The sequence below is a fragment of the Tenacibaculum geojense genome (assembly GCF_042676005.1).
Classification (GTDB): Bacteria; Bacteroidota; Bacteroidia; order Flavobacteriales; family Flavobacteriaceae; genus Polaribacter; species Polaribacter geojense.
Genome location: NZ_JBHTJR010000057.1, coordinates 34,179 through 48,590 on the forward strand (window position 1 = coordinate 34,179; position 14,412 = coordinate 48,590).

10 protein-coding genes are annotated in these 14,412 nt (G+C 30.8%); 2 read left to right on the forward strand and 8 right to left on the reverse strand.

Going from position 1 to position 14,412, the window contains the following annotated elements:
- Positions 1-107 precede the first annotated feature (107 nt).
- From ACFQ1U_RS13020 to porU, 7 genes are all read right to left on the reverse strand, one after another.
- Positions 108-1,943, reverse strand: a complete 1,836-nt coding sequence (locus ACFQ1U_RS13020) for a LysM peptidoglycan-binding domain-containing protein (RefSeq protein ID WP_386109093.1) — start codon at positions 1,941-1,943, stop codon at positions 108-110.
- A 33-nt stretch (positions 1,944-1,976) separates the two neighbouring features.
- Positions 1,977-3,512, reverse strand: a complete 1,536-nt coding sequence (gene guaA / locus ACFQ1U_RS13025; protein ID WP_386109095.1) for a glutamine-hydrolyzing GMP synthase — start codon at positions 3,510-3,512, stop codon at positions 1,977-1,979.
- A 50-nt stretch (positions 3,513-3,562) separates the two neighbouring features.
- Positions 3,563-4,624 (reverse strand): 3-oxoacyl-ACP synthase III family protein, encoded by a 1,062-nt coding sequence (locus ACFQ1U_RS13030; protein WP_386109097.1) that lies wholly within the window; start codon positions 4,622-4,624, stop codon positions 3,563-3,565.
- Between the two features lie 168 nt (positions 4,625-4,792).
- Positions 4,793-5,173: a group III truncated hemoglobin gene (locus tag ACFQ1U_RS13035; protein ID WP_386109099.1), complete on the reverse strand. Its 381-nt coding sequence runs from the start codon at positions 5,171-5,173 to the stop codon at positions 4,793-4,795.
- Entirely contained in the window at positions 5,173-5,655 is a 483-nt protein-coding gene (cdd, locus tag ACFQ1U_RS13040; protein ID WP_386109101.1) for a cytidine deaminase, read from the reverse strand. Before cdd ends, ACFQ1U_RS13035 begins: the two co-directional genes overlap by 1 nt.
- 80 nt (positions 5,656-5,735) lie before the next feature.
- Positions 5,736-6,830, reverse strand: a complete 1,095-nt coding sequence (gene porV, locus ACFQ1U_RS13045) for a type IX secretion system outer membrane channel protein PorV (protein ID WP_386109103.1) — start codon at positions 6,828-6,830, stop codon at positions 5,736-5,738.
- Between the two features lie 36 nt (positions 6,831-6,866).
- Entirely contained in the window at positions 6,867-10,256 is a 3,390-nt protein-coding gene (gene porU, locus ACFQ1U_RS13050; protein WP_386109105.1) for a type IX secretion system sortase PorU, read from the reverse strand.
- A 188-nt stretch (positions 10,257-10,444) separates the two neighbouring features.
- Here porU and gldJ point away from each other — a divergent pair, with 188 nt between their 5' ends.
- A complete protein-coding gene (gene gldJ / locus ACFQ1U_RS13055; protein WP_386109107.1) occupies positions 10,445-12,151 on the forward strand; it encodes a gliding motility lipoprotein GldJ in 1,707 nt (568 codons plus the stop codon).
- A gap of 66 nt (positions 12,152-12,217) precedes the next feature.
- The gene (locus tag ACFQ1U_RS13060) at positions 12,218-13,468 is read left to right on the forward strand and encodes a UDP-N-acetylmuramoyl-tripeptide--D-alanyl-D-alanine ligase (RefSeq protein ID WP_386109109.1); all 1,251 of its coding nucleotides are present in this window, start codon (positions 12,218-12,220) and stop codon (positions 13,466-13,468) included.
- Here ACFQ1U_RS13060 and ACFQ1U_RS13065 read toward each other — a convergent pair.
- On the reverse strand, positions 13,461-14,312 hold the full coding sequence (locus ACFQ1U_RS13065) for an N-acetylglucosamine kinase (protein ID WP_386109111.1): 852 nt from the start codon (positions 14,310-14,312) through the stop codon (positions 13,461-13,463). The two genes, ACFQ1U_RS13060 and ACFQ1U_RS13065, sit on opposite strands and share 8 nt — an antisense overlap.
- Positions 14,313-14,412 lie beyond the last annotated feature (100 nt).

A 14,412-nucleotide genomic window follows, 5' to 3' on the forward strand; every position in this document is an offset into this window, starting at 1 on the left:
TTTATATAAATAAACTGTTTCTTGTAAAAGATATTATTCAAATAGGGAAATAGATTATACAAAAAACCGCTATTATTAGCGGTTTTTTTGTTTTATATATTATAAAGTTATTTCAGTCTAGTAAGACTTAAATCACTGTTATATTTTACAATGTATAAACCTTTGTTTGTTGTAGAGCCAAAGAATTTCTTATCGTAATCAAATTTATTTTCTAAACGGATAGAAACTCCTTCGTTAAACGTGTCAATTAAACTTTTCCCAGATGCTAAACGCATTAATACATCGTACGTAATATCAAACCCTTTTATTGCGTATTCTGTAGGAATTGTATTGTTTTTTGCTTTATACTTTTTATTAAAGGCTTTTACATAAGATGCATTTTCATCTGCATAACTACTTGTAATAAAACTAAAATTAACTCTAGCTAACTTATTATTATCTATTTTGTCATAAGCGCTCCCTTTTTCAACGGCAAAAACTTGTACGGTAACCTCTTCGGGTAAAACAATCATACTGTTTAAAGCATCAGCAACAACTACTCTGTCAGATGATGCAATCACCACAATATTATCAGATTTCTCTTTCATTACATCGGTAAATCTAGCTTTGTCTATATAATTATCTTTTGGTTTTAAAACATGCACTTTGGTAATAGAATCATGTTTTGTAAGTTCATCTACCAACGTTTTTACATTTTTGTTTGATTGTTCGCTATCATCTCCTACAACAAAAACATTCTGACCGTCATAGGTTTCTCTTAAGTAATTAGCTAAATATTCAGCATGAATTTCTCTGTCGGCTTCTGTTTTAACAATTTTTGAAGCTGAAAAGCTAGATTGACTTTTAGAATAGTGCGGAAACATTACTGGTACACCAACACTTTTAGCTACTTCCTCGGCTTTATCGTTGTAAAATGGCCCAACAATCACATCAGCATCATCTAATAAATTATTTTCTAAAATTTCACTAACTTTTTCATCCCTGTTACCAGTGTCATACACAGAAACATTTAAGGCAATACCTTGCGCTTTAATAGAATCTAATGCCATTTCTGCTCCTAAATAAAAATCTGTTACCATATTAGCTAACCTATTACTTTCAAAAATATCTTTTGAATTATTATTGGCGTAGCTATCAGCTTTAAAAGGAAGTAAGAATGAAATATTAATAGGCTCATCAATATCAATAATATCTTCGTAAAATGTTTTTTCGTCAGAAGATAATTTGTCTTCTATTGCACGAATTCTCAGTCGAGTTCCAAATGCTAAATAATTATCTTTAATTCCAGGATATTCCGGATTCAATGCTATCAATTCATCCTTAGTAATGTTATAAAAACGAGTAATACTATATACTGTTTCTTTTGGTTTTACATCATGAGTAACAAAGTTTTTTAAGTCTTCTTCTAACGGAAGTTCAATTTTATTTTCTATAGCTTTTACTTTAACAACCTGACCAATACTTAATACATTGTTTTTAATTCCTGGAAATTCAGGGTTTAATTTTATCAACTCATCTTTAGAAAGATTATATTTTTTTGTTAAAGCATACACAGTTTCTTTAGGTTGAACTGTATGAGTAATATAATCATAAGTAACTCTAACTACTTTAATTGAATCTGTTGGGTTTTCAGAAATTTCAGCGTTATTCTCTTCAATTACGTCTGCTATATCTTCATTTTCGTTTACAGATTCACCAATGTTGGTGCTTGTAGTGTTTTTAAACTTAGGATTTGGAATTATAATAGTAGTATTTGGTACTGGTTTTCTTCCTATGTCCGGATTTAAACGTAGTAAATCCCTAGTTTTCATATCTAAACGATTAGCAATGTCTCGCATAGTTTCACCTTCCTGAACCTTATAGGTGATGTAGCGCTTTTGTTGGCCGCATGATATAGCAATACTAAAAATAAATGCAAATACTAAAAACTTGATCTTACTCATATAGTTTGTTTTGTTTTTTTAGAGCTGAATGAACTATTCCCATTCAATGGTTGCTGGTGGTTTAGAGCTAATGTCGTAAACAACTCTATTCACACCTTTAACGTTATTTATTATTTTATTAGATGTTTTTTGTAAAAACTCATAAGGTAAATTTACCCAGTCTGCAGTCATACCATCGGTACTTTCTACAGCGCGTAAAGCTACAACTTTTTCATAGGTTCTTTCATCTCCCATTACACCTACAGAGTGTACAGGTAATAAAATAGCACCCGCTTGCCATACTTGGTCGTATAAGCCATATTCTTTTAAACCATCAATAAAAATAGCGTCTACTTCTTGCAAAATACGAACTTTTTCTGAAGTGATATCGCCTAATATTCTGATAGCTAAACCTGGTCCTGGAAACGGATGTCTCCCTAATAATTCTTTATCAATTCCTAAAGATGCTCCTACACGTCTAACTTCATCTTTAAAAATCATGCGTAACGGTTCTACAACTTGTAACTTCATAAAGTCTGGTAATCCGCCAACATTATGATGACTTTTAATGGTTGCTGATGGTCCTCCATTTACAGAAACTGACTCTATAACATCAGGATAAATAGTACCTTGTGCTAACCATTCAGCATTTTCTACCTTGTGAGCCTCGTCATCAAATACTTCAATAAACACCCTACCTATGGTCTTTCTTTTGGTTTCAGGGTCACTTAAGCCTTCTAAAGCAGATAAAAAACGTTCAGTTGCATCTACACCTTTAACGTTTAATCCCATTCCTTCGTATTGCTTTAACACATTTTTATATTCATTTTTACGTAAAAGACCATTATTTACAAAAATGCAATGTAAGTTTTTTCCTATTGCTTTGTGAAGTAAAACAGCTGCTACCGTGGAATCTACACCACCAGATAGGCCAAGAATTACTTTATCATCACCCACTTTTTCTTTAAGATTTTTAACAGTTTCTTCAACAAAAGAATCTGGAGTCCAATTTTGAGGAACTTCAGCAATATCTACTAAAAAGTTTTTTAATAAAGTTTTACCGTCTGTTGAATGATATACTTCTGGGTGAAATTGAATAGCAAATGTAGTTTCTCCTTCAATTTTATAAGCTGCATTTGCTACATCATGAGTACTAGCCAATAATACTCCGTTGGTAGGTAACTCTTTAATAGTGTCTGAATGGCTCATCCAAACTTGGCTACCTTCTGAAATATCTTTGAAAAAAGCTTCATTATCTTTAACAAATGATAAGTTGGCTCTACCATATTCACGGGTATTTGATGGGGCAACCAATCCGCCAGAAAAATGGGCTAAATATTGTGCACCATAGCAAACAGCTAGTAATGGTTTTTTACCCCTAATTTCAGATAAATCTGGATGTGGAGCATCTTCTGACCTCACAGATGATGGGCTTCCAGATAAAATTACAGCTTTAAAATCGTTAAGGTTTTGAGGTATTTTATTGTAAGGGTGTATTTCACAATAAATATTTAACTCTCTAACTCGGCGCGCAATTAATTGCGTGTATTGCGATCCGAAATCTAATATAAGTACGTTGTGTTGTTGCATCCGCAAAAATAATAAGTTTGAAATTATTTTTACGGATGTTTTTTAAGTTTTTAATATCGATATACAATTGCGTTAATATTCATGCCAGCACCCACTGATGCTAAGATGATTACGTCTCCTTTTTTTACTTCCTGATTTTCAATTTTTCCTTTAATTACTAAATCCAACAGCGTAGGAACCGTAGCAACAGAGCTATTCCCTAGCTTATGAATACTCATAGGCATAACTCCTTCAGGAATGGGAGTTTTATATAAGCGATAAAAACGTTTTATAATAGCTTCATCCATTTTTTCATTTGCTTGATGTATAAACACCTTTTTAACTTCATTTATAGAAATACCACTTTTATCCAAAGCAACTTTCATGGCATTTGGCACATTTGTTAAGGCAAACTCATATATTTTTCTTCCATACATTTTAATATATCGAATATTTGGATCTTCATTTTTATCATAAGAGTTTCCAAAAAATAGGTGATACGCTTCCTCTTTGGCAAAAGTTTGTGAAGCATGGCTTAAAATTCCACTTTCATTATCATTTGTAGCTTCTACAATACATGCACCAGCACCATCACTATAAATCATAGAGTCTCTATCATGTTTATCAATAACTCTTGATAAAGTTTCTCCACCTATCACTAATACTTTTTTTGCAATTCCGGCTTTTATAAAAGCTTGTGCTTGAATTACGCCTTCTACCCATCCTGGGCAACCAAATAAAATATCATAAGCAACACAATTTGGGTTTTTAATGCGTAATAAATGTTTAACTCTAGTAGCTAAACTGGGTAAGATATCACTTTGAATAGCGTTGTTTTTAACATCACCAAAATTATGAGCAAAAATAATGTAGTCTAATTCTTCAGCATTTACGCTCGCATCTTCAATGGCTTTTTCGGCAGCAAAGTACCCTAAATCTGAGGCGTTAAAATGGTTTTCTGCATATCGTCTTTCTTCAATACCGGTAATAGTTTTAAACTTTTCAATAATTACGGTGTTTTCTGATTGAAAAGAACTTCCGTCTGCATTTAAAAATCTACTATCCGAAAATTTATTATTTTCTTTTTTAATGGTAGGTATGTAGCTTCCTGTTCCTGTAATAACTGCATTCATAATTTTCTCAATTTAAGCTAGGATAACAACAAATAAATGCTAATTATTATAGGAAATCAATAGTTTTTAAATAAAAATCTAAATTATTGTTAAATAATTAATTTAAAACGATTTAATTATTATTTTAAAAATTTATAGATGTTTTTTTTAAGTAAATGATAATTTGAATTAGAATACTTTTTTAAGTTTAATTTGCATGATGGTACTTATGGATACAGCTCTGTTTTTCATGATTGTAGCTTTGTTTCCAGAGAAATGATTGTCTATGGTTGTTGAAAAATAATCTAACCATTTTTGAAAGTGAATTTCCGAAAAAGGTATCTTGTTAGCAAAATCTAGATGTTTTTGCATTGGGTTATTTTTGTATTGATAAGTACCGAAGAGTATGTCTTCCCAGAAATCGGTAATAATTTCTAAATGATGACTTAGAGTATTATTTTTAATAAAATGATCAAAAAATATATACATTTCATCATCATTAATTAGTTTGTTATAAAATTTTTTAATGATGAAATGTATATCTTCTCTTGAGCTAATGTCTGATTTCATTACAAATATGAACTGTCAAAAGAAAAAGGAAGTAAAGACAATAATGATTCTGTTTTCACAACAGCTCCTTCTTCTCCCATAAAAATAACTTCTATAGGTTGTTTTTGATTGATTTCATATTCTGATAAAGTTTGCCTACAAGCTCCACAAGGTCCAACAGGTTTGTTAACCTTAGTGTTTGTTGATGCTGCGGTTATGGCTATTTTCTTAACTATCATGTTAGGATATTCAGATCCGGCTTTCCAAATAGCAACCCTTTCTGCACACATACCAGATGGATAAGCGGCGTTTTCTTGATTATTACCAAGAATAACTTTGCCATTATCTAATAACAAAGCTGCACCAACATTAAACTTAGAGTACGGAGCATACGCTTTTTTTCTGGCTGTAATAGCTTGTTCCATTAACGATTGATCATCTTTTGATAATTGAGAGAAATCATCGTATATAATTGCTGAAGTGGTAACTTCTACTTTTTTCATGTATCTATGTTAGTCAAAAAAAGCAGTCGGTTGAGACTGCTTTGATATTTCGTTTCGAAATTACTAAAAAAATATGAATCTTAATAGTCTTCAAAAATTTCTCCAATATCGATACCTAAAGAGAAACGTAATGTGTTTTCTAAAGGATTATTTACATCAGAAGTATTCATTAAATATGATAAATCTATAGCAAAAGCTCTTGCTTTAAAACCAGCTCCCATGGTGAAGTATTGACGATTTCCTTTTACTTCACTTTCATGAAAATATCCAGCTCTAACAGCAAAGGCTTCGTTGTATAAATATTCTGCTCCTAAAGACCAGTTGGTTTCTTGAAGTTCTTCACTAAAGTCTCTATCACCCAATGAAGTAAACATCCCTTCAAACCAACCTCTTGAAGATTCTGGTCCGCTAGATGGTACCAGTAATTTTCTAAACTCTAAGTTAACACCTAAAGTATTGTATTCATCAAAAATGAAATCGAATCCTCCACCTAATTTGGCAATAGTAGGAATAAAGTTTTCTGCTCCTGGAGTATATTCAACTTTAGGACCAATGTTAGCAATGTTAAAACCTAAACGATATCTACCTTCAAAATCACCGTAACTTTCTACATCAGATTGATAAAAACCAGATACATCTACTGCAAAACTATTAATGGCAGTCATGTTACTATCATCAATATCTAAGTTAGAATTGATATACTTTAAACCGACAGACATAGAAAATTTTTCACTTAGTTTCATGGCATAATAACCAGATAATGCAAATTCACTAGGATTTTTAGTTCCGTTAGGTTGTCCTAAATCATCAGTAAATTCAATGCTTCCTAATGAAAAATATTTAAAGTCTACTCCCCAAGAGGCAGTTTCACTGTAACGATTTACTATTGATAAATTACCTGCAAAAATATCATCGGTTAGGTTTCTTAACCAAGGTACATAGTTAAAGCCTATACTTAATGCATTTTTGTTAAATGCTATTTTAGCTGGGTTGTGAAATAATGAGTACGCATCTGATGAAGTACTTACACCAATCTCTCCCATACCACCACTTCTAGCATCAGAAGAGATTAATAAAAAAGGAGTTGCAGTTGTAATTGGTTTAGGATCATTGTCTTGAGCTATTGCTCCTAATGACACTAAACATGATGTTATAAAAAGTATGTATTTTTTCATGATTAATTTTAACATAATTTTGGCAAATATAGCGTTTTATTGTAGTATTACTAACTTTTCATATTTTTCTCTTGATAAATTGCTAACAGTTGCATGAACTTTTAGCTTATAAATATAAACACCTTTTCCAATTTTATTTCCAAAATCATCTAAACCATTCCAAGTGATAGTTCTTGATAAACCACCTTGAGTTTGTACTTGTTGATTAATGGTTTTAACTAATTTTCCTGAAACTGTAAATATCTGAACTTGTACTTCTAAGGGTTCATTAGGTTTGTTATGATTAAACCAAAACTCTGTGTAATTCACAAAAGGGTTGGGGTAGTTTAATACATTTTCTAATAATAAACCATTGTCATTAACAACCACAAAATTTAACGTTAATTCTGTTGGGTTATTGTAAGTATCCCATGCTTTAACAGTAATTTTATGCGGTCCGGGTTCTAGATTTCTTAATTGAAAGTTAACAGTACCCTGTGTAAAGTCATCTAATGCGGTTTCATAATAATCGTTTAAAATAATTGGTTCTGCTTGATTATCATCTAAAATTGCAACAATATCATGATCTACAGCGGTTATAGAAGTGTTTATTCCGCTTTCATCCGACAGCTTTACAATAAGGTTTGGGGATTCATTGGTGTTACCGCCATCAATAAATGATTCGTCATTCATATACAATAACATTTCGGGTCCGACACTATCTTCAGGAGCATCATCATTAATACCACCTACAATAATACTAAAGTCAGAACCTCCTTTTTCTATTTGATTATCGCTTGCATACATGCTTACTTTTCCGTTACCATATGCAATTCTGACATCTCTTGGAACAATAAACTCAAAAGAAAACATTCCGTTTTGAACTGACGATTTACCTCTAAAAAGTTTACTTTCTTGTGAGTCAAAAGTATTCACAATTCCAAAATTGTCATTATCTAAAGTTTGCTTATCAATTGGCTTGTCGAAAATTGTTGTAAAAATAGTACCATTAAAATTTGGCAATAAATTATCATTGTTATCTGTGATAATTCCTTCGAATTTTACTTTGGAAAGCGCTTTTAAAGTATCAGTTGCTTGTGTTAGTAAAACGTTATTAAGTCTTGTCAGCTTAATGTTTGGTTTTGGAGTTGCCAGTTTCATGGCGGGATCTCCAAAGTAAAAAATAAAAAAGCGTTGATTACTGGAAGTTTCATTTTTTGCCTTTATAAGGCTTTCTGCAATAGCATCATCTGCGTTATCAAAATCTAAAACATATTTGGTTAAAGTTTTATTGAAACGTTCTCCAGTAGATATAAAAACATCTCTTGTAGAGGTTATCATGCTAACCGCACCACCATTATTATTTAAAAATAGTTGTTCACCAGCAGTATTTCTTAATGGATTATCGAATCTGGAGAATTCACAAGTAACAGTAATAAATAACGGAAGTTTATTGCTGTTGTTAAAACTTTGTATTTGAGGTATTTCTAAAATGCGTTCAGCAGCTAAGCCATCTTCACCGCCGTGTCCAAAATAATTAAAAACCAGACTGCCTTTTTCAATTGTATTGGTTATTGCTTCTTTAACTTCTGGATATCTTTCTCCTCCAGAGGATGTTTGTTGCTGATAGGCATCAGCATAAATTTTATTAATATTAAAATTGGGTTTGTATCTTTTAATGGTGTCAGCTATTTCTTCAAGACCGGTTTGTAAGGTTGCGTCAGAATCTTCATCTATATCATCTGCAACTAATGTAATAGCGTTTTTCCAGTCGCCAAATGAACTTGTATTGTAATAGCTTAAAATTTTATTTACAACATTATTGGCTTCTTGTTGGTTACTTACAGGTATTCTACCAGAGGCAATATCAATATTGTCAACACTTCTCATTAGTCCATCTGATTCGTCAATCATTACATAAAAATCATCAGTAACATAGGAAGAAACTAAATCAAAACTCTGAGTTGCATGAAAAGTAGGTACAATATTGTTGTTTCCGTTAATTCTGTCTTTATAATCATAAGAAGAATCACCAAAAAAGCAAACATATTTTAATTGTTGTTGAGGACTTGAATTGTCGTACACATGTTTAATAAAATCTCTGATTCCAACTACGTCTGGACTCCCAGAAGCAAATTCATTGAATATTTGATCTTTTGTTATTACAGCTGTTCTTAAGTTTGAATTTTGTTGATGGTAATCTGCTAATCTTTGTGCCTGTGAGCGTAAATTACTATCGGTAATAACTAAATATTCAATATTATTTAAAGCATGTAAATTCTGATTACTTATAAAAGAGTTTGAAATTAATTCAGGCTCATAATAATCATTTTCATTTAGTACAATGTATTCTTTTAATATTTCACTATTATCTAAAAAAGTAAAATTATCGTTATTAGATTGATTTGTTATCCTTGTTGGGTTTATTGGATCGGTAACATTCCAAATTTGAAAAATATTATTAGCGTTTAAAATTTCATAACCAATCGTTCCAATAGCATCAGCTGAATTAAAATTTCTAAAAGAGAATTGATTTCCGTTAGCGGCTAATATTTTTTTTCCTTTAACTTCAATGTAATTTAAAAACGCTTTTGCAGATGGATTTCCGTTGTTATTATAGTTTAAATTAATGCTAAAGCTATTGGCGGTTATAGTATTTGCAGAATTAGTAATCATTCTTGCCAAACCTGTGGTAGTTGAATTAGCAACAGGAGGGAAGCTTAATGTAGAGATGTTGGTGTTGTTAACGCTTACATTTAGAGTTGATTGTGAAGTAGACTGTGCAACAGCAGAAACTTTTATTAAAACTTCAGATCCGGGAACTGCGTTGTTAAAAGGAATGGTAAAGGTTTGATTGTTTTCTACAGCAAAACTTTCTCCAAACCATAATCTACCAAGTGCAAATAAATTTATATTTTCTCTCTCGTAAAAGGTATAATCGTCATATTCTGTAAAAATAGCAGAAGGCGTTTCATTTGTGATAGAAGGAGCGTTTAGAACTCTTTTTCCAGGACTTTCACCTATTGTTAAAAAATAATACGCTTTATCAGAATATATATTTTGTTGGTGTTCAACTTCATCTCGATATGGATTTACGTTCCATGAATGGGGACCAGTTGCGTAAAACAATACATAGTCGCCATTATTGAAAATGTTATCATCTTCTCCATGCACATAAATGGCGTTTTCTTGTAAATCATTATATCTAAAAGAAGCAGCAGGTTCTGGTAACATTGCGCCACCATTTCCGTAAATTTTTATATTTTTAGGATTGATATTACTAGTGTTTATACCTAAATTTTGAAGAAATTGAAGATCGATTTTAAAAATACCAGTGGTATCTACAGCAAATTTATACCAATTTCCGTTGGATAAAACACTACTGTTGTTTTGACCAATGCAATTAATTGAGTATATTATGATAGCTATTAGGAGTAATTTTTTCATAAATGTTGCTAAAATAACGATTATTATTGGTTGTTATTTTATTTATTTATAAATCCCAATAATAAAGCTTACAAAGTAACGTTAGTATATTGCTTAGTTATGGCATTGTGAAATAATTTGTTATAAAATAAGTTGTGGTATATTATAAATATTGTAAATTGCCACTCCCTTTAAATAATAAAAAATACATGAAAAGTACGGTAAAGTTATTTAGTTATTTAATCCTCGCTGGTGTAGTATTGACTTCTTGTAATAGTCCAAGAAGAAGCGGAGGCTCTAGCACATCTAACTTAACAGGATGGAATTTTAATGACCCTAATTATGGAGGTTACATAAAAGGGAAGTTTAAAGATGGTAGCGTACCTCCTGGTATGGTACATATAGAAGGTGGTACATTTACCATGGGGTTAGTTCAAGATGACGTAATGTTTGATTGGAATACAACACCAAAACAAATGCACGTTCGTTCATTTTACATGGATGAAGCTGAGGTAACCAACTCAGAGTATGGTATGTTTTTACAATATACCAAAGATGTATTCCCACCTGAAGAACCAGCTTACAAACATATTTATGAGTCTGTTTTACCAGATACCTTAGTTTGGAGAAAAGGTTTAGGTAATACAAATTTATTATCAGAAAACTATTTAAGACATCCAGCATATGCAGATTACCCTGTAGTTGGTGTTAGTTGGTTACAAGCTAACGAATACTGTAAATGGAGAACGAATGCAGTAAACTTAAAAATATTAATGGATAAAGGTGTTATTACTAACATTTTTAAAGAAGATTCAATTGAATTTAAAGGTAAAAATAACTTCGATACCGATGCTTATTTAACAGATCCTTATGCGTTGTTTGATGGTGATTCTTCAATTTATAAAAAAGGTATTCCTGTACCACGTAAAAAAAATGATCCAAAACCTACAAAAAATGGTTTTACTGGAAGACAAGTAACTTCTTCAGATGGTATTCTTTCTCAAAAATTTAGACTACCAACAGAAGCAGAGTGGGAGTATGCCGCAAAATCATTATTTGAAAATAGAGAGTATAACAATATTCGAGGAAGAAAAAAATATGCTTGGTCAGGTAAATATACCAGAAACAAAACAAGGGCTAAGCGTGGTGATCAAATGACCAACTTTAAGCAAGGTAAAGGAAATTATAGTGGAATTGCAGGTTGGAGTAGTGATATGGCTGATATTCCTAATAAGATTAAAAGTTACCCGCCAAATGCTTTTGGTTTATATGATATGTCAGGTAACGTATCTGAATGGGTAGCTGATGTTTACAGACCAATAATTGATTCAGAAGCTAATGATTTCAATTATTTTAGAGGTAATATCTTCACTAAGAAAATGATTAATGAAGATGGTAAAGTAGTTATTTTGGCAGATGGACAAGTTGAGTATGATACTTTGGTTAATGGAAATGTAATGCCAAAAGGTTTACCAGGAAGCGTTAAATACATTCCAATTACAAGAGATGATACCTTCATGAGAAGAAATTATGTAGTTGCTGATAACTCTGATTTAAATGATGGAGATCAAAGATCTTCTAAGTTCTTTGATTACGATAAAGAACAAATTGAAACTGCACCAAGGATGTATAACTCTCCTGTTAAACCTGAAAAAGAATTAGATTCTTTAGGTAATGTAGTTAATCAGTTTGAATACGATAAAAAGAAAAGAACTACACTTATTAGTAACAAGACAAGAGTTTACAAAGGTGGATCATGGGCAGATAGAGAGTACTGGTTAGACCCAGCTCAAAGAAGGTATTTCCCTGAGTATATTTCAACAAACTATATTGGATTTAGATGTGCTACTGATAAAGTAGGTCCAATGATGAAAAATGCAAAAAGAACAGCTACACCAAGATATGCAAAGCAATAAGCTGAATTTTTAATCATATTATAATAAAACCTCGTTTTTTAAAACGAGGTTTTTTATTTTTACTCTATGAAGATAGATGATTTATACACACTTTATGCGCAAGAGTATAAAGTGGACACAGATACTAGAAATATCAGAAAAAATTCTCTTTTTTTTGCACTAAAAGGAGCTAATTTTAATGGTAATGAGTTTGCTGAGCAAGCTCTTGATAAAGGTGCTAGTTATGTTATTATTGATGAAAAAAAGTTTAAAGTTAATAATAAGTGTATTTTAGTAGATAATGTTTTAAATACATTGCAAGAATTAGCTAACTATCACAGAAATCAATTAAATATTCCTTTTATAGCTTTAACTGGTAGTAATGGTAAAACAACAACTAAAGAGCTTATAAATGCTGTTTTATCTAAAAAATATAAAACTGTTGCAACAAAAGGGAACCTTAATAATCATATTGGAGTACCTTTAACTCTTCTCAGTATTAGATTAGATACGGAAATAGCTATTGTTGAAATGGGGGCTAACCACCAAAATGAAATTGCTTTCTTATCATCTATTGTAGAACCTGATTTTGGTTATATTACTAATTTTGGTAAAGCACATTTAGAAGGTTTTGGATCTGTTGAAGGAGTTATTAAAGGTAAATCTGAGTTATATGATTTTTTAATTGAAAATAATAAGTCAGTTTTTATTAATCCAGATGATAAAATACAAGTAGCCAAAACTAGAAATGCTAAACGAATCCCATTTAATGAATCTATTAGTTTCTTAGAGGCTAACCCATATGTTAAATTATCTTTTAATAATACTATTTTACAAAGTAAACTTATAGGAAGTTACAACTATAATAATATTGCTGCAGCAATAACAATAGGGAATTATTTTAATGTAGAAAAAGATCAAATAATTAATGCTATTCAAAGTTATTCACCAACTAATAATAGATCTCAAATAATAGAGAAAAATGATTTAAAAATCATATTAGATGCTTACAACGCTAATCCATCTTCTATGAACGCAGCATTAGATAATTTAAGCTTGTTAAATGATGTTTCTAAAATAGCTATTTTAGGAGATATGTTTGAGTTAGGAACCGATAGTGAATATGAGCATCAAAGCATTGTAAATTTAGCACGCGATAAAGGTTTGCATGCCATATTTATAGGTAAACAATTCTTTAATACAGATGCTAATGAAAGGTACGAGTTTTTTGAAGACTTTATAAGTTCTTTTAATATTGAGAAATATCGTAATTCAACAATTTTAATAAAAGGCTCAAGAGGAATGGCTCTTGAGCGTATATTAAATTATATTAATTGATGTTTTCTTTATGATATGCTAATAAATTATCAATAGGTCTTTGTATAACACCTGTGATTTCTAAATTATGCTTATTGGCAACTTTTTCTAAAGTATCATTAAAATAATGTGCAATTGATCCGATAAAATAAATAGGGGTTTCTTTTGTTTTTCCGTAAGGTAATATTCTATATTTAAAAAACTCTTGAAACCCTTTTTTAATAGTTTTCTTTATATATTTTTCTTCTTTAAATTCAAACATGAATCTAGCAAAAGAAGCTAAATACATATTAGGATTAGGCATTCTATATAAATTCTCTTTTATAGTATCTGGATCTAAATTAAATTGTTTGCTGAAACTTTCTGAAATTTTTTTAGGCATTTTATTATAAAAATAATCTCTAATTAATTGCTTTCCAAAATAATTACCACTAGCTTCATCCATCAATGTATACCCTAATGATGCAACTTTCATATGTAATTTTTCACCATCAAAATAGCAACTATTAGAACCAGTACCTAAAATACAAACTACTGCAGGAGATTTTCCAGAGGCTGCATAAACAGCAGCTAGCATATCTTCTGCTATATTTATTTCTGCATTTATAAACACTTCTTTTAAAACTTCTTTAAAAATAGCTACAGGTTTAGGAGTACCACAACCAGCTCCATAAAAATGTACTTCTGTCACATCATCTTTAATATTTATGAGTTGAAACATATTGATAATTCTGTTTTTAAGTTCTTCTTGTGGAACAACAGCAGGATTTAATCCTAATGTTCGTACTCTAAATACTTCACTCTTATTATGGTCTAAAGCAATCCAATCTGCTTTAGTGGATCCACCATCGGCTATTAAAATCATAGTTTGTTTGTTGTCTTTATCAAATATAATTGTTCATTTTTGTATACACAATACCTAGTAAAAACTCAATCGTTTTCGTTGTGCTTTTGGTATATAATTT